The organism is Rhizobium sp. BR 249, assembly GCF_047445895.1.
Lineage (GTDB): Bacteria > Pseudomonadota > Alphaproteobacteria > Rhizobiales > Rhizobiaceae > Rhizobium.
This window is the reverse complement of sequence record NZ_JARWKX010000005.1, coordinates 82,790-102,470: the sequence shown is the minus strand read 5'-3', so window position 1 is coordinate 102,470 and position 19,681 is coordinate 82,790. Positions and strand designations below refer to the sequence as shown.

At 59.2% G+C, this 19,681-nt stretch carries 20 protein-coding genes; 9 read left to right on the top strand and 11 right to left on the bottom strand.

The window, feature by feature from the left end; genetic code table 11:
• Nucleotide 1: 1 nt before the first annotated feature.
• From QD408_RS06855 to QD408_RS06820, 8 genes are all read right to left on the bottom strand, one after another.
• Nucleotides 2–940: a glycosyltransferase gene (locus QD408_RS06855; RefSeq protein WP_414138771.1), complete on the bottom strand. Its 939-nt coding sequence runs from the start codon at nt 938–940 to the stop codon at nt 2–4.
• An 81-nt stretch (nt 941–1,021) separates the two neighbouring features.
• The gene (locus QD408_RS06850) at nt 1,022–1,843 is read right to left on the bottom strand and encodes a galactosyl transferase (protein ID WP_088684704.1); all 822 of its coding nucleotides are present in this window, start codon (nt 1,841–1,843) and stop codon (nt 1,022–1,024) included.
• 11 nt (nt 1,844–1,854) lie between these two features.
• Nucleotides 1,855–2,886 (bottom strand): polysaccharide pyruvyl transferase family protein, encoded by a 1,032-nt coding sequence (locus tag QD408_RS06845; protein ID WP_088684703.1) that lies wholly within the window; start codon nt 2,884–2,886, stop codon nt 1,855–1,857.
• A gap of 30 nt (nt 2,887–2,916) precedes the next feature.
• Nucleotides 2,917–4,419, bottom strand: coding sequence for a lipopolysaccharide biosynthesis protein (locus tag QD408_RS06840; protein WP_414138770.1), 1,503 nt, complete (start codon nt 4,417–4,419; stop codon nt 2,917–2,919).
• A 151-nt stretch (nt 4,420–4,570) separates the two neighbouring features.
• Nucleotides 4,571–5,473 (bottom strand): exopolysaccharide glucosyl ketal-pyruvate-transferase, encoded by a 903-nt coding sequence (pssM, locus tag QD408_RS06835; protein WP_088684701.1) that lies wholly within the window; start codon nt 5,471–5,473, stop codon nt 4,571–4,573.
• Complete coding sequence (locus QD408_RS06830) at nt 5,470–5,976, bottom strand: acyltransferase (protein ID WP_088684700.1); 507 nt, start codon at nt 5,974–5,976, stop codon at nt 5,470–5,472. The genes pssM and QD408_RS06830 overlap by 4 nt, the downstream gene beginning before the upstream one ends.
• Nucleotides 5,976–7,127 (bottom strand): glycosyltransferase, encoded by a 1,152-nt coding sequence (locus tag QD408_RS06825; RefSeq protein ID WP_088684699.1) that lies wholly within the window; start codon nt 7,125–7,127, stop codon nt 5,976–5,978. Before QD408_RS06825 ends, QD408_RS06830 begins: the two co-directional genes overlap by 1 nt.
• Before the next feature lie 31 nt (nt 7,128–7,158).
• Nucleotides 7,159–8,232, bottom strand: coding sequence for an endo-1,4-beta-xylanase (locus QD408_RS06820; RefSeq protein WP_414138769.1), 1,074 nt, complete (start codon nt 8,230–8,232; stop codon nt 7,159–7,161).
• 202 nt (nt 8,233–8,434) lie between these two features.
• Between QD408_RS06820 and QD408_RS06815 the strand changes: the two genes are divergently transcribed.
• A complete protein-coding gene (locus tag QD408_RS06815) occupies nt 8,435–8,809 on the top strand; it encodes a DUF948 domain-containing protein (protein WP_414138768.1) in 375 nt (124 codons plus the stop codon).
• Between the two features lie 9 nt (nt 8,810–8,818).
• Here the strand turns inward: QD408_RS06815 and QD408_RS06810 are convergent, their stop codons facing one another.
• Nucleotides 8,819–9,703 (bottom strand): DUF6030 family protein, encoded by an 885-nt coding sequence (locus QD408_RS06810; protein WP_414138767.1) that lies wholly within the window; start codon nt 9,701–9,703, stop codon nt 8,819–8,821.
• A 544-nt stretch (nt 9,704–10,247) separates the two neighbouring features.
• Between QD408_RS06810 and QD408_RS06805 the strand changes: the two genes are divergently transcribed.
• The 7 genes from QD408_RS06805 (at nt 10,248) to QD408_RS06775 (ending at nt 15,969) form a co-directional block, all read left to right on the top strand.
• A complete protein-coding gene (locus tag QD408_RS06805; RefSeq protein ID WP_088684695.1) occupies nt 10,248–10,880 on the top strand; it encodes a class I SAM-dependent methyltransferase in 633 nt (210 codons plus the stop codon).
• A gap of 302 nt (nt 10,881–11,182) precedes the next feature.
• The gene (locus tag QD408_RS06800) at nt 11,183–11,608 is read left to right on the top strand and encodes a helix-turn-helix domain-containing protein (RefSeq protein ID WP_088684694.1); all 426 of its coding nucleotides are present in this window, start codon (nt 11,183–11,185) and stop codon (nt 11,606–11,608) included.
• Between the two features lie 9 nt (nt 11,609–11,617).
• Nucleotides 11,618–13,477, top strand: coding sequence for a peptide antibiotic resistance protein (locus QD408_RS06795; RefSeq protein ID WP_414138766.1), 1,860 nt, complete (start codon nt 11,618–11,620; stop codon nt 13,475–13,477).
• Nucleotides 13,478–13,497: 20 nt separating this feature from the next.
• Nucleotides 13,498–13,710: a hypothetical protein gene (locus QD408_RS06790; RefSeq protein ID WP_088684692.1), complete on the top strand. Its 213-nt coding sequence runs from the start codon at nt 13,498–13,500 to the stop codon at nt 13,708–13,710.
• Nucleotides 13,711–13,758: 48 nt separating this feature from the next.
• Nucleotides 13,759–14,913: a YcaO-like family protein gene (locus tag QD408_RS06785; RefSeq protein WP_414138853.1), complete on the top strand. Its 1,155-nt coding sequence runs from the start codon at nt 13,759–13,761 to the stop codon at nt 14,911–14,913.
• Nucleotides 14,910–15,617 (top strand): TfuA-like protein, encoded by a 708-nt coding sequence (locus QD408_RS06780; protein ID WP_414138765.1) that lies wholly within the window; start codon nt 14,910–14,912, stop codon nt 15,615–15,617. Before QD408_RS06785 ends, QD408_RS06780 begins: the two co-directional genes overlap by 4 nt.
• 103 nt (nt 15,618–15,720) lie before the next feature.
• Nucleotides 15,721–15,969, top strand: coding sequence for a hypothetical protein (locus QD408_RS06775; protein WP_088684689.1), 249 nt, complete (start codon nt 15,721–15,723; stop codon nt 15,967–15,969).
• A gap of 247 nt (nt 15,970–16,216) precedes the next feature.
• On the opposite strand, the gene QD408_RS06770 is transcribed toward QD408_RS06775, so the two are convergent.
• Nucleotides 16,217–16,423: a hypothetical protein gene (locus tag QD408_RS06770; protein ID WP_088672922.1), complete on the bottom strand. Its 207-nt coding sequence runs from the start codon at nt 16,421–16,423 to the stop codon at nt 16,217–16,219.
• 1,071 nt (nt 16,424–17,494) lie between these two features.
• The gene (gene ampC / locus QD408_RS06765; protein WP_414138764.1) at nt 17,495–18,649 is read right to left on the bottom strand and encodes a class C beta-lactamase; all 1,155 of its coding nucleotides are present in this window, start codon (nt 18,647–18,649) and stop codon (nt 17,495–17,497) included.
• A gap of 118 nt (nt 18,650–18,767) precedes the next feature.
• Between ampC and QD408_RS06760 the strand changes: the two genes are divergently transcribed.
• Entirely contained in the window at nt 18,768–19,637 is an 870-nt protein-coding gene (locus QD408_RS06760) for a LysR family transcriptional regulator (protein ID WP_414138763.1), read from the top strand.
• Nucleotides 19,638–19,681: the final 44 nt, after the last annotated feature.

The window sequence follows — 19,681 nt, the reverse complement described above, 5'->3', positions numbered from 1 at the left end:
ATCACCGCGCCAGCGGCGCGTATCGGCGAATCCCGGCGCGATAGCCGCGCATGTAGTAGTATTTCCAAATCGCCCAGAAACGCTTCTTCGATTGCGGCAGGAGATAAAGCATGGCTGCCCGCAGCGCCCATTGTGCGCTTTCGATCCAGGTCGGTAAAGGAACACCGCTGATCCTCACGCCTTCCGGCACTTCGTCCGGAAAGAGCGCCGGCATGCCGTAGCCGAGCCGCTCGCCGCGTTTCTGCACCCAATCCTCGGTCACGCTCGACGCCGGAATCCAGTGGTGAACCACGGCTTCAGCGCATCGATAGGATTTGGCGCCGCTCGCGGCCAGACGGATGATGATTTCAGCATCTTCACCCATGGCGAACATCTTTCCCGGGAGAGGGCCGATATCCTCCCGGTAGCGTACGCTGGTTCCAAGCAGTTCTCGCCGAACGATCGTGTTCGGGCCCCAGACCTTCGTCGGGTCGCACGGCCCGCTTTGTGTTTCATCGACGATCGCAAAGGTGGAGCCCATCGGGATCCAGTCGATGAAGCGGTCCTTCGGCTCCTTTTCCCAATCGGGGACGATCCTGCCGCCGAAGACGCCAAAACCCGGATGGGCGACGGCGCAGTCGACGATTGCTTGCAGCCAGTTCGGCTCGGCACGGATATCGTCGTCGGTGAAGACGATGAGATCACCCTTGACCCGATCCAGAGCCATGTTCAGCGCGCCCGATTTTCCCGGCTTGCGCTGCTGCAGGACGATGATCGGAAGCTTCTCGCTGTAGGAGTTCAAAAGATCGAACGTATCGTCATTGCTGTTGTTGTCGACAGCGATCAATTCCCATCGATCATAGGGAAGCTCCTGGCTCACCAAGGAATCCAGCGTATGGCGCAGCCGGCGGCTCGCGCCATTATAGGATGAAAAGAGCACGCTGACGAATAGATCCGACATCAGTGACCAACCCTCTTGGTGAAGTCGAAAGCGAAAAGCCTCATGTTTTGACTGCCTGTGCGATGTTCGAGCGGATCGGGTTTACGCGGGGTTAGACCGCGTCTTGCCAAAGAATTCGCGCCTGTGACCGTCGCCGAGCATCCTCAGCTTACGAAAATTGCGCAACCAGCGCCGCGGCTTGGAAAGCGCGCCGCGATTGAGGAAATACTGCCGCAGCAGGCTCGGCGCCCGGCTGTGCGAGCCGCCATGGGCGACCCGGTAGACGGCGCCCCGGAAGGGGAGTTTCGTCAGCGGCGCTCCGCGCTGGGCAAGAATGTTGGCAATGCGGACATGGCTGCCCAGCATCGACTTGATCCAGTCGAGCGACGCGTCTTCGAAGCGCTGCGGCAGTTGATAAAGATCGGCGCGAATGATCAGCGAGGTGCCGCAGAGATGGCTGAAGTCATCGTGACCCAGCAGGAAATTGCCGCCATCGTCCCAGATGTAGCCGTGGTCGATGGTCCAGCCGTTGGCGTTCTGGTTTTCCGAAACGTACTGGACGATCCGGGAGCTGACGAAATCATCATCGTCGACGATCATGAAAAAGCGGCTGTCGGCAGCGGCCAACATCCCGCTCAGGACGCGTCGGCCCTTGTCGGCGCGGAAGGCGTCGAGGAAGTCTTCCTTGCTGCCCTTACCGAGCTCATGCATGTCGTTCGGCGGAAAGGTCACACGCACTGCGGAGAATTTCTCCGGCAGATCCGGCAGGTCAGCCCCTTCGTTCGCCACGATGATGCCGCGCCAATCGCCATTGGTCTGATTGGAGATGGAGGCCACGGTCTGGCTGAGATTTGCCTTCAGCTTGCTCCAATCGCGCGCGTTGTCCTGATGTCGGACCGGGATGATGAAGGTGACAAGTGGCATCGAATTCCCCCTCAAGCCCGCAGGCCCACAGCTTCTTTCTCAGCGACACGCCCCTTGGACGCCTGCTGACGCGCCCACTCGATCCCGTCTTCGAGCGAGGTCGCCTTGTAGGAAAGGTCCGTTCCGCCGGAAAACGCATTCATGAAGCGGCGGATCTTTCCATAGCTGTTGTCGAGCACCGCATGCGGGCGGCCGAGCAGCAGTGAGCAGATATGGACGTGCAGGCGATCGGTCACGATCGCGCGGGCACGTGAGATCTGGCTGATGCCGCGCTCGAAGCGGTTGTGCGCTGCGGCGTCCAGCCTGCGCAAGGCGACTTCGCTCGGCTTCAATGCGAGATAGGCCGAAGCGACGCCCAGCTTCTTGGCAATATCCACCTTCCGTTTCGACTCGGTAATCCAGTCTTCCACAGGAATATCGGAAGGGATCTTGCGATCGCCGCCGCCGACCCGTTCCGCATCCTCACGCAGCATGGCGAGGACGGGGATCTGCGTCGCCCTTTCGGCAAGCGGGCCGATGGCGAAAGCCATGTCGGGGCATAGCCGAACGGTGCAGTCGAAGTGCTTTTCGGAAAACTCCTTCGACTCTTCGTCGCGCACGAGCAGCACGAAATTCTTGTGGCGCCCGATGGCCCGCTTGGACTGCTCGATCCGCTCGGCCGAGCTGTAGTGGATCGACTGCGGGAACTGGACGATCTGCCGATCCGGGAAACGCTCCATGATCATTTCGCGGAAATCCTGGTGGGCAACCCAGATATCGCCGAAATTGCCGCCGCCGTGAATGAAGATCGGGCCCGTGGGAACCCGCCGCTTCAGTTCGTCGGCGGAGAAGTCGTAGAGCCTGGAAACATAGTCCGGGCGTTTGCCGAAGCGATCCTTGAGATAGGCCATCTCACCCAGCCAGATTGCCGAGTCGCCGCAATTTCGGATGTCGGGGAAGTCGAGAATCGCAAGCGGTTCATCGCGCGAGACATAGTCCTTCAGGCAATCATGGATCATGCCGTTGAGTTTTGAGATCAGCTCCGATCTGGATTGGCTGGTCATTCTGCCTCTCTTGTTGATGTTCGTTTCGCTTCAGGCCGATTTGGGTACGGCAATACGTTTTGCTTTTGACAGGAACTTGACAACGATACGCTGAACTTCGGTTTCCGGGCCGCTGGGCCTCTTCATCGCAACCCAGAGAACAAAGCTCGAGCCGACATAGATGATGCCGCCGGTGACGACGAGGAAGCCAAGATACACCGCCAGGTGCAGCTTGTCGGCAGGCATGCTGACGACATGCGACAATCCCCAGACGCTGGCGGCCATCAAGGCGACGCTGGCAAGCGCGCGGAAGTTGGCTGCGAGCTGCTGGAAGAACGGCAGATCGATCAGGCGCTTGACGAGAAGCATGTTGACCACGGTGGAAATCAGGCCCGTCAACACGCGTGCATAAACGACGCCCGGAAGCCCGGCCATCATAAGACCGGCGATGATGATGGGAATGCGGACCACCAGCATCTGCGTGTCGCGGATGAAAAGCATCTTGGTATGGCCCTTCGCCATGCCGAGCGGCTGGACGAGCGAGCCGAGGGTCTGCAGGGCGAAGACCGAGGCAAGCGCCTGGACGATGAAGATCGCCGGAACCCACTTCTCTCCCAGGGCAAGCCTCATCATCGGATCGGCCACGACAGCCATGCCGATCCCGGCCGGGAGCGCTACGGCCGCCAGCAGCGCCTGCGCGCGCTGATAGGCTGCGATCAGCCGGACCGGGTCGTTGCGGACCTTGGAAAAGCCCGGATAAATCGTCTGGTTCAACGGCGCGGTGGCTTCGCGCGTCGGCAGCGTCGAGAGCGTGTTGCCGACCGTATAATGACCAAGCTGCGTGGCGCCGAGCATCTTGCCGATCAGCAGATATTCGATCCGCCAGTTCAGGGTGTTGACGATCTGTCCGGCCGTCAGCCACACCGAGAACGAAAACAGTTCACGTGCATGCCGAAAGGTGATGCGTGGCCAGAACGGCAGGACGGTGTAGGAAACGATGATATTGGTCACCTGATAGGCGAGGGTGCCGATCACGAGGGCCCAATAACTCTGATAGATCGCCGCAATTCCCACCGTGACGATGAAGCCGACCAGCTTCTGCGAGACGTTGAGGACGAATTCCTGCCAAAAGATCAGATCGCGCTGGAGCATGACACGGCGCGGATTGGCAAGACCGCTCAAGAGCAGGCTGAAACTCAAGGCGAGCATGACGCTCGTCAGCCGCGGCTCGTTGTAAAACTCGGCGATCGGATAGGACGCGGCGGCAAACAGCAGCGCCAATATCGCGCTTCTCGTCACGCTCAACGTCCAGACCGCGCTGAAGTGCGTTTCGCTGGGGGACTCGTGGCGGATGAGCGCCTGATTGAGCGAGAGTTCTGTGACCGAACTCAGGATGACCTGGATCGTCGTTGCAATGGCGACGAGACCGAAATCAGCCGGTACGAGATACCAGGCGAGCACAAAGGTGCTGAGTGCCGAGAGCCCGTTGACGATGGCGCGGGACAGGCTCAGCCACATGCTGCCCTGGATCAGTCGATCGGTAACACTGCTCATGGGCGAACGGCTCCTGAGGTCCGGGATGTTGACCATTCAAGCGGGCCGCAGGCCCAACCAGAGTGATACTTGCCCTTGCGGGAGCAGAGAGTGTTGGTAGCGTCGGAAAGCATCATGCCTTCTTGCCTCGTCAGGAACCCGGTTAGCGTCATCAAAGGGCGCTTGCCGCTTTCTTGGAAAAATCTTGCTTCAGCCGATCCAGTTCGACCAGCATTTTCTCGTGCGCTCTTACCATCGACGCGTCGGAGCTGAGCTGTCCCGGCTTTTCAGCCACCCGCTGCAGGGTCTTGACCGTCGAGCCGAAGACATAGTTGCCGGTCAGCTGCCGGATGCGGCGGTGACGGAACGTGATGTTCTTCAGCAGGTATGTGTTTTTCCGCACCAGCGACGCGCCTGCTTCGACGAGGTTGGACGGGCCGATCGGATCGAAATCGATTTCCAGATCGAGCGCACTCGCCCAATCATACCACTTGGCGCGGTTGCCCGGCGCGATCGGCCGGATCGCCCGCCACGGAACGCGCAGCGCATCCGATATGATGCAGCCATGCATCGCTTCGGAGACGACCTTCTGCGATGCGCTGATTTCGGTCAGAACCTTTTCCACCGACCAGCGGGGATCGATATAGTGGATGCCGGCGAGGTCGCAGACCTTGTCCCAGCTGCCGTACATGGCGCTTTCATAATGCGGCATGAAGGAGACGGGGTAGCGCTTCTCGACGCTTTTCGCATCCCAGCAGCTGCGCGTGAGGATGCCCGAATCACCGATAGCATAACTCGGGTCGATGCCGAGGACTTCGGCGGTCTTCTTTCCGCGCACGAAATAGAAGGTCCAGTTGCCGTCGACCTTCGGCGGGTTGGTGTAGCCGCCATAACCCGAGCCGAAGACGATCTTCTGCATTTTCGGGTCGAAATTGTCGTAGAGGATCGAGCCGATGCCGAGAAACAGCTGGCTTTCGTCCTCGTCGAAGAAGCCGGGCAGCAGGCGCTCCCAAAGCCAATGGTTCAGCTCGTCGCCGAAATTCTCGTGTTTCCCACGATAGGCAAACATCTTCATCGTGCTTCTCCAGTCGGCAAATGCGTCACGATCTGCGTGACCGTTTCGTCCTCGCGGGCCATGCGTCCGTAACGCGAAATGATCTTGATATCGCTGCGGATTATCTTTGCCGGGTTGCCGGCCACGAGCGAGCGCGCGGGCACGCTCTTGGTCACCACCGAGCCGGAGCCGATGACGCATTCGTCGCCGATTTCGACGCCGGGCAGGATGATGCTGCGCGCGCCGATGAAGCAGCGCTTGCCGATCCTGGTGTGAAGGTAGAGCCCGCGTGTGAGGTCGTGGGTCAGGATGGCGGCTTCAAAGGCGACATAGGTTTCGGCGCCGATGTGCAATCCCTTCGGATTGGTCTTGTCGAAGCGCACGCTCAAGGAAAAGCTGGCGGTGGGATCGATGTCCATACCCCAGAATTTCGTGTAATAGAGCCACTTGGCCTTAACGATCCCGTTCCGCAGCGGCCGAAATACGTTCAGCCCCCACTTCGGCTTCTTTCCTGTCTGCACCATCAAGTCCGACCCCGGCTGGCAAATTCGTCTAGAACGGAACTGTAATAGTCCTCTAGCATCCCCGTTTGACGACGTATGTCGAAACGCTCGGCCACCAGAAGCGGTGCCCGCGCGCTGAAGGCTGTCCACAGAGCCTGGTCGTTGAGCAGCTTTCCAACCGCTTCCGCCATGCCCGCGACATCCCGCTCCTCCACGAGATAACCAGTTTTCCCCTCTTCGATCGCTTCGCCCACGCCTCCCGAGCGAAATGCGACAACCGGAGTACCGACGGCTTCGGCTTCCAGATTGGCGAGGCCGAATGCTTCCGCGTGACCATTGTCGAGGGTCACGCTGCCATGAAGATAGAGTTCCGCACTGGCGAGCAGATCTCTGATCTCAGTCTGAGACAGATTTTCATGGATCGTGACGCTTGGCAAGGAACGGCGCGCCAAGGCCTCGATTTCCTCCTTCAATGGTCCCTGTCCGACCATGACGAATTCAACCGGGGTGCCGGCGGCCGCCACGCGTGAAAGCGCGTCGATCATGAAGCGGTGGCCCTTATAGTCGACGAAACGGGCGATGGAAACCACCAATCCCTTTTTTCGGGGACGAGGCTCCATTTTGAAGAGATCGAGATCGATGCCGATATGATGGCGATAGACGCGATCGGCGCGGAAGCCGAGCGCCAGCAGCCGGTCGCGGATGAAGTCGGAAACGGCGATATTCCAGCTGTTCCAGCCGGCCATTTCGCTGCGGCCCTTGGCGAAGAAACGCACCTGATTGAAGCCGCCCGGCTTTTTCGGATCGCCGCGATAGGTGGCGTCGAAGCCGTGGAAGGTCGTGACCAGCGGCTTGCCGGCGGCGCGCGCGAGCGGACCGATGACATAGCCGTTCTTGCCGAAATGGGCATGGACGAGATCGGCGTTGCCAATCGCGGGAAACAGGAAGGGCAGGCCGATCTGCGGGATTTTCAGAAGCAGTTCGCCGGCCCGCGCGACCGGAGACCGGCGGATGTCATGAACCGGGACAGTGGATTTTTTCGTATGGGCGGAAGAGATTCGCGAACCGGCAAGAATTTCAGCTTCGAACGAACGAAATGCCACCGCCTGGTTGAGAACAAATGCCTGGCTGGCAGGCAAAAATTTTTCCACATAAATAACGGCTTTTCTCATGAATCTGTTCGCGTCTCCGCTTTCTTGGCGATCACATTGCCTCTATTGCCCGCTTGATGCCATCAACCGAACTTCTCGGATCGTTGTTTTCGTCGTAAAGATTTACGCGCTTCGTGCATGCCGCGCCGGGATCGGTGTCCTTCTCGTCAAGCTCGCCATATTTCTCCGACATGCCCCAAACGGTGGCACCTTTCAAGTCACCGCGCTCGGCGGCGACGGTGATGACGTCGCCGAAAACCTCGGCATAGGAGGCCGGCGTGAAGCCTTTGTCGCGTTTCAGGAAGTGGCAGGACGCATCGAGTTCGGTGATGAAAACGCCGACACCCATATCCTTCAGCGCCGCGCAGAAACGGCCCATTCCTTCCGGATCGATCCGGTCGAGGCCGGGGCGGAAATGCGATTGCAGCCCGACGGCGCCGATCGGCGTCTTCCTGGCGACCAGATCCTCGACGATCTTCAAAACGCGCGTGCGCTTCTGTTCGAACACGTCGGATTTTTTCTCCAGATGCGTTTCGTTGAGCACCAGCGTCGCGCCGGGATTGGCCTCGTGCGCCATGTCGAAGCTCATACGAATGTAGTCGTCGCCAAGAAGGCGTCGGAAAACACAATCCCGCAGGTCCGGCGCATCATATTCCAACGGCTCGTTCACCACATCCCAAGCATCGATCGACCTCTTATAGCGAGTGACAACCTGTTTTATGTGACGGTTCATCGCCGTCCGAATCGTCTGCGCATCGGTGATGGCGGACACCCAGTCCGGGACGCGATACCAGATCAGCGTGTGTCCATAAACCCGCATATTGTTTTTGCGTGCAAAGGCGACGATCCGGTCGGCGGGGCCGAAGGAGAAAACGCCGGGCCGCTTTTCCGTCGCATTCCACTTCAGCTCGTTTCGCGGCGTGATCGAATTGACGTTGGCGATGTAGATCTGCGACGCGACCGGATCGTTGATATCCCCGGCATCGATCGCCGAGCCGAATCGGAAGGATTTCCCGTCGGCAAGGGCGCGCAGCCCGGCAGGCGGCGCCATTTGCGCCAGCGCCTGGCCCGCGCGAGCATACAACAGGGCGAGCGGAACGGAGGCGAGGAAACGTCTTCTATTCACTCTTTCTCTCACTGTTTGCTGTTTTCACGTCTGCGGTGGCGTGCGAGGGGCCGGTTCGCCGGCGCCGATCCATCCGCGGTTCGAGTTCAAATCAATGGAATAATGCAACTTCAAATATACTTCTGCCGTGAGCGGCAAAGGCAGTATTTTCTAGACTTTTCAATATATTCCAAGATATAAACCGCTGCGTAGGGAGCTCGTAATGGAAGATTGGTTCAGCTATCTCATGAGCTATTTTCATATCGCATTTCAAAATGCCGCTTTTTTTATGGCGATTGCCCGAAACGACTTATCCCATCTCGACGATCGCCAGTTCGCGGGCCTCGTTTTCGGCGTCGCCGGCATCATTCTCGTCCTGCTCGTCGCGCTCGTCAGAGCCTCGCGGCGGTTGCAGCGATCGGCTGCCGTCATTCGCTCGCTGAACGACGATCTTGCGCAGGTCACGCAGGACCTCAATGTCGAGCGTGTCTGGCGCCTGGCGGGCGGCGACGCCACCGAGCGGCCGGATCCCGACAGTTTGACGGAGCTTTATAAGATCCTCGCCAGGCATCACAACGATGCGAGCCGCATGGCCTGATCGCCAGGACTATGGCCTCGGTTCCGGGTTTTTCGCCTCTGCCGCGCCGGGAGGCTCGGCCGTCGGTTCCGATTGGGCTTCGGCGGTCTCGCCTTTGGGGTCCGGCGAGGGAAGCCATATTCTCTCGGAGAAATAATTTCTCGTCCTTTTCTGCGGGGGCGAGGTCGGGTCCAGCGAGAGGGTGAAGTTGTAGCGCCCTTCATTCAGCACTTCGCGGGTGAAGCTGATATTGGCGCCGAAACCGTCTTCCTTGACGTCCCTCAGATTCTTGATCGCGTTCAGCGTTTCGTGGAAATCGAGCCATTGCGGCTGGCGCAGCATGATTTCGAAAATCCGCAGGATGGCGGGATCGAGCTGGCCGTTTTGATCGGTCTGAGGATTGATGATCTTCACGCGCATATTGTTGATCGTGCCGCTGGCGTCGCCGCGGACGATGACGAAGGTGGAATTGGCAAGCTGATCCTTCTCCCGCTTGCCGCTGTGCTCGAAAAAGCATTCGTAGGTATCGGCGTTGAAGCTTGCCGCCGCCCAATCGCTGGTTTGAATGCCCGCATCGCGCAACGCCGCGCACATTGCCGGCCCGGAGATCCGCCATGTGCGCAGAAAGGCCGACGCGGTCTGCACCATCGGCGCTTCGGTCGCGTGCAGCGGAAGCTTGAAGGCGGCCGGCGGCGCCGGGCGGGGAAAGGCCTTGGGGGGAGGCGGCTTCACCTCTTCCGGGAAGAGATCGAAGCCGAAGTAATGTCCGGCCTCCTTCAGGTGTTTCATGTCGTTGGAAAGAAGTACCGTTCCCATGACCAGCGAGAGGGAAATCGCCAGCAGCAGCCAGAAAACCACGGGAATCCGCGGTTTTTTCACCGGCTGTTTCGCATATGCGGGCGATGTATCGGGCAAGCTTGTCTTCTCCGGTACGCGAGAAGGGTTTCGATCGGCTGTCTAAATCCAGCAGTATACAGTTATCCGTTAAATATCTTTGGTTTCGTGTCGGCAATTGGGCATCTTTTCCCCTCGCGATCGGGCAGGACGCGCTACAGATTGCCGTGGCGAGGCTTCAGCACCATTTCAATCAAGAATCTTCAATACCGCTGCCGACAATTGCAACGGGAGATAGAGGATACCCCGAACTTCCTGGCGGCGAGCAGTCAGCCATTGCGATGGTTTTGATTGTCGTTCCCATAGATTTCGCTCGAATATTATTGTATTTGTTTCAGATATATAAAGGTCATCTCCCGATTTTAGATGAATAGCGCATCACAGATTCCGTTCTAAATTCCATTAAAACTCCAGTTTCGCGTAATAGGTTTGTTTTTTCGCGACGTAACTATAGATTATATTTTGATTTCTTTGTCGCTTGGGCGGTTTTATCGATTTTCATCAAATTTTCGACGTATTTTTCTATAGGGTCCGGTGCAATCGCAGAGCAGAAAGGAGAGGCATATTGTCTATCGAGTTAGACGCAACCACCTACGTTCACGCCAAACCGACGACCGCGCACTCCTACATTTTGCCGACGGTGCTGGATGTGTTGGAGACCCATTTCGACGGTACTCTGGAAAATGACGTTTTTGATTTGGGATGCGGGACCGGCGGGGCGGCGGCGGCTCTTTCGGAAAAAGGGTATGATGTCGTCGGCGTCGATCCTTCCAACGACGGCATCACCAAGGCCAATATCAACTATCCCCAGCTGCCGCTGAATGTCGGCTCGGCCTATGACGATCTTTCCAGCGAATACGGCAAATTCAATGCCGTCATCAGTCTCGAGGTCGTCGAGCATGTCTACGATCCAAAGGCATTCACCTCGACCATGTACGATCTCGTCAAGCCGGGCGGTATCGCCGTGATGTCGACGCCCTATCACGGCTACCTGAAGAATCTCGCTTTGGCTGCGGTGGGGAAAATGGACGATCACTTCATGCCGTTGAAGGATCACGGACATATCAAGTTCTGGTCGAAAAGCACCTTGAGCACGCTGCTGATGGACAGCGGCTTCGACAATATCCGTTTCGAATATGTCGGCAGGATTCCCGCCTTCGCCAAGTCGATGATCGCTATCGCCCAAAGGCCTGTTTAGGTCGGCATCCGATTACGCGCAGCGCGGCGTCGCTGCGAGGGGTGCCAGTGCATCTGGCGCCTGAAGCCTGTCGCGATCTTCGCCTGTTACGCTTTAGTCTTTGGTTTTGCGCAGGTCTTCGGCGCAAAACGCCCGGCATGCTTCGGGCTGAAGTGACCTCCACTGTAATAATCCACAGGTTGTTTTTTACTGTGTTGAGCGGTGAAAAAATTCCTTACTAAAATATTTACTTTTAGTTGCATTATCGCTTAAACTCTCCATTATACAGCGGGGCGTGCTGATACAGCGGGAGAGTTGTTCACATGAAGGCTAAATCGCCGAATTCAATCGACGTCTATGTTGGCAACCGCGTGCGCGTTCGGCGAAAGACGCTCGGGATGACCCAGCACGGTCTGGCCGAACTTCTCGGTATTACCTTCCAGCAGATCCAGAAATATGAAAAGGGAACGAACCGGATAGGCGCCAGCCGATTGCAGCGCATATCCGAGATCCTTCGCGTGCCGATCGGCTTCTTCTTCGAGAACAGCGGCTCCGGGCCGATCGAAGGCGAAACGAGCGAGTTGAACAAGTTCTTGTCCTCCAAGGAGGGCCTGGCGCTCAACAAGGCTTTCATCGCGATCGAGGACCCGAACATCCGGCAAAAGCTGGTGGCGCTGGCCAAGAGCCTGGCGGTGGCGGGATTGTCCGACATCGACGGTGAATTGCAGGATCCGGTTGTGAACGGCTGAGGATGGATCGTGCTTCACCTGCAGACATTTGGCGATCTGCGGTTGATCGAGACGAATGGCGATCCGGTTCGCTATCCGATCAAGGGCCTGTTGATGATGGCCCATCTCTATACCGGCCCGAGCCGCGAACTCAGCCGTTATGAACTGGCCCAGTTCCTGTGGAACGATGTCGAGCCCGAGCAGGCGCGGCTCAACTTGCGCAAACTGCTTTCGCGCATTCGCGAGACAGATGGCGGCCGCGCCGAGATAGCCTTCGATTTCACGGCCGCCACCGTTCGTCTCAATACGCAGGCGGTTTCCAGCGACCTCGATATCTTCCGCGCCGGCGGTGTGCCTCTTGAGAGGCTGAACGCGATCGCCGAACTGACGCAGCGCGGCTTCATTGGAAACATCAAGCCGGCGACCAAGCCGATCGATGCCTGGATCAGGGCGCAGCGGGACATCCAGGCGCTGCAATTGCGGCAGGCTTTGCTGGATGCGCTGCCTGATATGCATAATCCCGGGGACGCGCGCATCATTTCCAGCGCCGCCCTGCAGATCCTCGAACGCGACCCGAATGACGAGCAGGTCAGGGCATTGCTGCACCAGCTGTCGGGCGGATCTTCGGTCAGCGAGCGGCTTCGCAACGGCGAGGCCACTGCAAGAGTAGAGGTGAAGCGTTCCGAGTCCGGCGGCGAGGCGCCCGGCGATGCGTCCGGCGATACTGGGCGCATATCGGCGCTGCCCCTGATCCTGCCTCGCCTTGTGCTGCTTCCCCCGACATCGAAACATGCCGATGCCGGGCTTGCTCTTGCGAACGCGCTCATCGAAGACGTCACGATCGAACTCTGCGCGCTGCGGAACGTTTCCATCGTCGCGCCGCATACGGCAGGACAGATCCGCCGCGACTCCGAGAAGGCGGCCGTCGTCGCCCGGCATTCGATCACCTATCTCCTGGATACACGCTTCTCCGAAGAGGGATTGTTCGCCCAACTGATCTACTTCCCGACGGACGAGATCATCTGGGCCAACCGCTTTGCGATGACGCCCAATACGCTGCCGCGGCAGAGACGGCTGATCGCGCAGCAGCTGACCTTGTCGGTGGCGAGCGAACTGGCAGAAAACGAGGAGGAACGGCTCCGTTTCGAAGCCAACCCGCAAGCCTATCATTCCTATCTCGTCGGCTCGAGCCTGATGAGCAAGCTGACCTTGCCGCATATCCGGCGGGCAAGGAAGGCGTTCAAACAATCGCTGTCGCACAAGCCGGATTTTTCGCCGTCCTTCACCGGGCTGGCGAGAACCTTCACCAGCGAATGGCTGGTGACGGCGCAGGGCAACGATGAGCTGCTGCATCTGGCCGAGCAGCATGCGCTTCGCGCCATCGAGCGGGATCCGTCATCGGCGGCGGGGCATCGCGAGCTCGGCGTCACCAAACTCTATCTCGGCGATGTCGATGCGAGCGTCGCGGCATTGGATCTGGCGGAAGAACTCAGCCCGCATTTCGCCGATGTCATCTACAGCCATGCCGACACGCTCGTGCATGCATCGCGCCCCGGCGATGCGCTCGACAAGATCACGAGAGCGATTTCGCTCAATCCGATCGCACCCGACGCCTATCTCTGGTGTGCGGCAGGAGCGAGCTTCTTCCTGGAGCAATACGAGCAGGCCATCGCCTATGTCGAGGCGATGAAAGACAAGGCGCCGGCCCACCGCATCGCGGCGGCCAGTTGCGCAATGATCGGCGATCGAAAGCGGGCGCTATTCCATCGGCAGCGCGCCGAAAGCATCAACCCGGTGTTCGACGTCGAGAAGTGGCTCGCCATCGTTCCTTTCAAGGAACAGTGGCAAAAAGAGCTTTATCGGGAGGGCCTGTTGAGGGCTGGTTTTTAACAATCACTTAGGGGCATTACATGGCAAAGGCAGTCATTATCGGAATACCCGGCGAGACAGGGCTCTGGCTTGCCGATCTCGATGCGGGCACGATCAAGCCTCTCAATCCGACGGGAGATCTGGCGACCGTGAACGACCTGCGCAAAACGGGCGGCACCTTCGTCAACAACGTCGACCTCGCGGTCGCCGTTTCGTCGGTGCAGGTCGCCCTTTCCGGCCATGTCGACGGCTGAGCCGGCGTTCTGACACATCGGCAGCGGATCATATATTCCGACAGGATCATTTCGCCGCGGGAAACCCTTTCCCGCGTCGAGCCCTTGTTGGCCGGGTTCGGCATCACGAGGGTCGCGCGCCATACCGGACTGGACGATATCGGCATCCCCGTCTGGTGCGCCTATGCCCCGAACTCCCGGTCGATCGTGATCGCCCAGGGAAAGGGCCTGACCGATCTCGACGCCAAGGTATCCACGATCATGGAAGCCCTCGAGCGGGCCGTTGCCGGCGAACCCTCCGTCGAGCGCGTCCGCGGCTCGGCTTCCGCTCTGCAGGAGAGGGGCTCTTCGGTCGACAGGCTGGATTGCCTGATCGCGCTCCATAAGCCCGATCTCGGGCCGGACGAGGAGACCGAATGGGTTGCCGGCCGCAATATCCTCACGGGCGACACGATCCATATCCCCTTCGAAGCGGTGGTGCTCGACCGCACGCGCGACGCGCGGTACTGGATGTCGTCGGATGGGCTGGCGTCGGGAAACAATCTCGAAGAGGCGATCTTTCATGGCGTGCTGGAGCGCATCGAGCGTGACGCCCATGTGCTGTGGCAGGTGGGTGCTGAGGCGCATCGTTATTCCCGCTGCGTCGATCCCCGAGGTTTCGAGGATAGCGCGCTGACCGGGCTGATCGACAAGATCGAAGCGTCGGGCTTGGCGCTCAGGCTTTTCGACATCACCAGCGACATTGCGATCCCGTGTTTCACCGCCATGCTCGGCCCTGGTGATATCCATGGCGAAAGGGATATCCGCCTGGTCGAGGTGACAGGCGGCACGGGCGCGCATCCCTCTCCCGTTCGGGCGGCCATCCGGGCGGTGACGGAGGCGGTGCAGTCGCGGCTCACCTATATCAGCGGCGCCCGGGACGATATTTCTCCGGCCACTTTCACGGGATGCTTGCCGCTGTCCTTGCGGCGGGCTTTCGATGCGGTTGCCGTGCCGCCCGCCGCCGGCGATAGCGGGAGCCGGCAGGATTTGCCGCTCCTGTTGCAGCATGTGCTCGAGACCCTGCGAAACAGGGGAATCGCTTCGGTCGTGGTCGTGCGCCTCAGCGACGAGACGCTTCCCTTCAGCGTCGTAAAGGTCGTCATTCCCGAGCTCGAAAATCCGGAGGGTGAGCGCGCCCGGCGTTTTGGAACGAGGGCGTTTGCGAGGGCGATCGGGTTTTGAAGATCATTTTTGCAGGTCCCAGTCTTCCCGACGCGGCTTTGCTTGCCGGCGAGGGAATAGCCGTGCTGCCGCCAGCCACGCAGGGCGACGTGCTGGCCGCGGTGGAAGAGGGCGCCAACGTCATCGGCCTGATCGACGGCGGCTTCGAATATGTGGCGCCGGTCTGGCACAAGGAAATTCTCCACGCCCTGTCGCTCGGGGTGATCGTCATGGGGGCGGCGAGCATGGGGGCGCTGCGGGCGGCCGAATGCCATCCGTTCGGCATGATCGGGATCGGCCGGATCTTCGAAGACTATCGCACCGGCCGGCTCGTCGACGATGCCGCCGTCGCGCTCACGCATGCCCCGAGTGCGCTCGGCAGCAAGCCGCTGACGATCCCGCTCGTCAATGTCAACGCGACGCTCGATGCGATGGAGGGCAGCGGGCTGCTGACACGCGGAGCGCGCGAGCGCATCGAGCAGGCGGCAGCCGCGATTTTCTTCAAGAAACGGACGTGGCGGGCGATCGTCGAGCAATGCGCCGATCTGGCCGAGCCGGAGCGCCCGCGGCTGCTGGCGTCCCTCGTGGCGCATTCCGTCGATCAAAAGCGCATCGATGCCCTGGAATTGCTGAAAGCCGTACAGGAGGCCGAGGACGCCCGCTCCACGGCCGTTCCGCGCTGGAAGCTCCGCGAAACCTCGTTCCGGACTCGACCTGTGCTTTGAGCCCGAATGTGACAATCGTCACCGAGGGTTGTGTCACGCTTTTTTCACGGGCTGGAACGTGTCCGCCGGCGTATTGTGCCTTGAATTCGTGGGAGAATGGGGCATGGGCGTGACATCGGCTGCTAGGATAGACACAGACCAAGGGGCGGAAGATGGTCTGGACGAACTCGTCGCGCTTGCGCGGATGATCGCGTATGCGCGGCAGGTCGCTCAGGACGTTAAACTGCAGTTCGCGACGCATTGCCTCGATCTCGCGCTCGAGGCGGTGAAACAGGAAGTGGGGGAGGGCTTGACCCGGGATCTGGCCGAGTTGAGCTCCCCCGTTCCGCAAATGAGCGTGAGAAGCCACTAAACGGTTGCTGCCATCGATCTGAACAACCCCGAAGGTCGTCCGACTTTCGGGGTTTTTCGTGCGTGGAGATAAGCGGGCTGGTGAGAGATGTCGGTCGAATGAGCCGCGCTGGCGGCGGAGCCGTCTCTGCGCGGGTTCAAGCGGCTGTGGTGCTTCCCTCAGCGACGCCTCCATCAGGGAAGCGGTTGCGGGATCACCGTCCGCCCGTCCCCTGGACGAGCGGCTGCCTTGCCGCGGATCGGCGACCTCAGTGGGTCAGGTTGCGCTTCTGCGCCAGAAGCAAAATGTAATCGTCGGCGATATCCGCGATGGCCATTGCGACTTCCGCCGGATCGCACCCATCGACCTTGGTGTTTGCAATGAACTGATAAACCGCCTTCTCGATCTGCTTGCGGCAGATCATGACGCGCTCATCGTAACCAAATTCCGGAATCTGCGATGCTAAATCACTCATCTGGTCGGCTCCCTCACTACTTACAGTGACCATGACACAAATTATAAGTTGAGCAAGCAAATGCTTTATGACGGATTGATTCGGCTGCCGAGTGCGACCATTTCGACACAGGTTGGATCCCGGTGCGGAGCATGCCGGCGTGCTGAATTGGCAGGGCCTAACGCCGCTGAGATATATCGGTCGTCTCAAGTGCATGGATCGTCGAAAGAGGGCGGGTCGTATCGGCGTCCCGGTCGAGCCCGGCGCGATCGTATCCGAGGGTGGTGCAACGCACCGAATACTGCCTGGCGGATCGCCGATACCTCTGGTGTAACGATTTGATTTATCTCGACATCTCTGCGGCGTCATGCTGACGGTGCCTGCCCTGGATCGATGTCCTTCGGCGTGCGAGCCCCGGAGGCCGTTCACCGGCCCGCCGTGATGCCGTCGTCACCAATGCCGGCGGCCTGCTGGCAGCGCCGTGAGGCCGATGCGGAAAAGGGTTTTTGGCGGGTATTTTCGCTCTCGGGAAGGAGACGATTGGCCTCTTCCAAACGGCAGTAAATCTGAGCAAAAATTGTGCATGGAGATAAAAATTTTATCAAAAGGTAAAATTAACGATTTCATATAGAAGTTGTATTTAAATATCAATTATAAGATGATTAAACTTTAGACACTTGATGATCAGTATATGTATTTCAGTCGAATATTGGATAGATATTCATCTGCATTAACGATCAATAATATCCATATGATGACAGTGACTGCGGTCACAACTTCAAATCTGGATTTTGACTCTCTGGGTTACGAATGATATGGTGGGAGATATTTCACTATGTCTGATGTACTTCAGCTCCGTGCCTGATGGCGAGGGATCGCATCGCCGCAATCTGCCTTGAAACAAAATGAGGACCCGCCGGGGTGGTTGGCGGGTCCTCAATTAGGAATTTTGCACTGTGCACATGTGTGATGACAGTAAAAATCCACTTTGTCGAACATCATTATTGGTGTGATTGCAGTTTATTGTGCATAACTTCTGTTTATTCGATATTCATTTCCGTGTTGCTTCCTGATTTCGAGCGGTTGCCAACATCACTCTGCGGAGAGTGCAGCCAATATTTCGTAGGCCGCGGAGACGCGCTCTTCGTTGGGATAGTTCTTGTTGGCGAGCATGACGATGCCGAGACGCTTTTCGGGGATGAAGGCGACATAGGCGCCGAAGCCGTTGGTCGAGCCGGTTTTGTTGATCCATACGTCTTCGCGCGGTTTCATCGCCGGCTTCAGCTCGGAGACGGAAGTCGTCTTGAGCATCGCGGGTGAATTGCCCTCCAGCAGGGTCTTCAGGGCAGGCGGATAGGAATATTGCTCCCAGATGAGATCCTGGGTCATCGCGCCGGCATTGAAATAGCCGGTATGGGTATGGGCGATCGCCTGCTCAAGTTTCCCGTCGAGCTTGACCAGGCCCATATTCGCACCGACGAAGCGGATCATGTCCCTTGCGGTGGATCTGACGCCGTAGGCTTCCGATGAAAGCAAGCCGGGGCCCATGCGGGCCGGCTCGCCGCTGCGTTTGTAGCCCTGGGCATAGTCCGCCATCCGCGATTTCGGCACATCGATGAAGGTGCTTTTCAGGCCGAGCGAGGGGAAGAGTTGCTTTTCCACCAGGCTCGTGAAATCGCCGCCCATGCTTTTTGCCGTGATATAGCCGAGCATGCCGATGCTTGGATTGGCGTAGCTCCGGTGGCTTCCCGCCTCATAGGAGGGTTGCCAGGCCTGGAAATAGGCCATCAGCTGTTTTTCGTTTGTGACCTCGTCGGGAACCTGCAGCGGAAATCCGCCCGCCGTGTGGGTGCCGAGGTTCATCAGGAGGACATCGCCGAACGGCTTTCCCTTCATCGCGGGAAGATATTTGCTCACCCTGTCGGACAGGGAAAGATCGCCGTTCGCTTCCGCGAAGGTTGTCAGCGTCACCGTGAAGGTCTTGCTGATCGAGCCGAGTTCGAACAGGGTTTCCGGCCCGACGGGTTTGCCCGTATCCTTCGACGCGACGCCGTAATTGACGATGTGATCCTGCCCGTCGACGGTGATGGCGACGGCCATGCCCGGTATGGCGTGTTTTTTCATGAGCGGCTTGATCGCGGCGTCCGTGATCGCCCTCACTTTCGCCTCGTCGGCGGCAAGGCCGCTCGCGCAAGCACATGCGGAGATCAGAACGGTCGATAAAATTTTTATCCCAAGGCTTTTCATTTCGTCATCCTCCAGATCAGCAGTGCGCAAGGCGCATGTGGATGGCGTTTATCGGCGCTGTTTTGCGATCACAAACGATGATATCTCGCAGCAGATACAAGAAATTCTAGGGCTCGATATGGTCCGGCAATTCCTCCCGTTGAACGGCTTGAGGGCCTTCGAAGCTTCGGCACGGCATCTGAGCTTCACCCGCGCGGCGATCGAGCTGTGCGTGACCCAGGCTGCCGTCAGCCAGCAGGTGAAGGGTCTCGAGAAGCGACTGGGAGTATCGCTGTTCCAGCGTCTTCCCCGCGGCCTGAAGATCACGGCGGAAGGCGAAGCGCTGCTGCCGACGGTGACCGCTTCCTTCGATCAGATGGCGACGACGCTTGACAGGATCGAGGCCGGGCAGGTCAGGGAATTGCTGTTTCTCGGCGTGGTCGGCACCTTCGCGGTCGGCTGGCTGCTGCCGCGGCTCTCGGATTTCCAGGGCCGCCACCCCTTCATCGATGTCAGGGTTTCCACCAACAACAACCGCGTCGATCCGGCCGCAGAGGGACTGGATTTCGCCATCCGCTTCGGCAGCGGCTCGTGGCACGGCACGGAGGCGACGCGCCTGTTCGACGCTCCGCTCTCGCCTCTTTGCGTTCCCAAGCTCGCGGAGGATATCCGGTCGCCGGCGGATCTTGCCGGGGTGACGCTTCTTCGCAGCTATCGGGCGGATGAGTGGAGCGCATGGTTTCGGGCGGCCGGTGTGCCGCCGGCCGCACAGGTGAATGCCGGCATCGTCTTCGATTCCTCGGTCGGCATGATGGAGGCCGCACTCCAGGGGCTGGGGATCGCGCTCGCGCCGCCGTCGATGTTCTCAAGGCACCTTGCCTCGGGCGCGATCGTGCAGCCGTTTCCGACGACCATATCGCTCGGAAGCTATTGGCTGACGCGCCTGCAATCGCGGCCGGTCACGGCTGGTATGCGCGCGTTTTCGGACTGGTTATTTTCCAACCTCTGATGAAGGTGGCGTGTCGGAGCGCCCGCTCGCGTGAGCGCTCCGAT